The organism is Pseudoalteromonas sp. GW168-MNA-CIBAN-0100 (genome assembly GCF_040309225.1).
In the GTDB taxonomy this organism is placed as follows: Bacteria; Pseudomonadota; Gammaproteobacteria; order Enterobacterales; family Alteromonadaceae; genus Pseudoalteromonas; species Pseudoalteromonas arctica.
In genome coordinates this window covers 1-356 of sequence record NZ_JBEOOL010000242.1, presented here as the reverse complement: position 1 = coordinate 356, position 356 = coordinate 1, and the positions used below count along the sequence as shown (strand labels likewise).

Sequence of the window (356 nt, the reverse complement as noted above, 5' to 3'; positions counted from 1 at the left end):
CCACCATATTCAGTGGATTATGGTTTTAAACTTGCCGCTAAAAAGCCTTCAACGGAATAATTATTGGATTTATAAATGATACGTTTACTTGATTTTTTGTTTTCACTTTTTGGATTATTGTTTGCAATGCCATTTTTAGTGATTTTATACATAATTGGTTTATTTGATACGGGCTCACCTATTTTTATGCAAGAGCGTGTTGGTCGTGATAAGAAGCCATTTACGCTCGTTAAGTTTAGAACTATGACTGTTGATACTGCATCAGTTGCAAGTCACTTAGCGAGTACAGCCTCAATAACGCCCTTTGGTGGCTTTTTGCGTAAAACTAAGCTTGATGAACTTCCACAGCTTTGGAA

General features: G+C 36.0%; 1 protein-coding gene. It reads left to right on the top strand.

Annotation, left to right across the window (positions count from 1 at the left end; genetic code table 11):
- Positions 1-75: 75 nt before the first annotated feature.
- A partial coding sequence (locus AAEY62_RS20930; RefSeq protein ID WP_350636231.1) for a sugar transferase occupies positions 76-356 on the top strand: 281 nt, incomplete at its 3' end.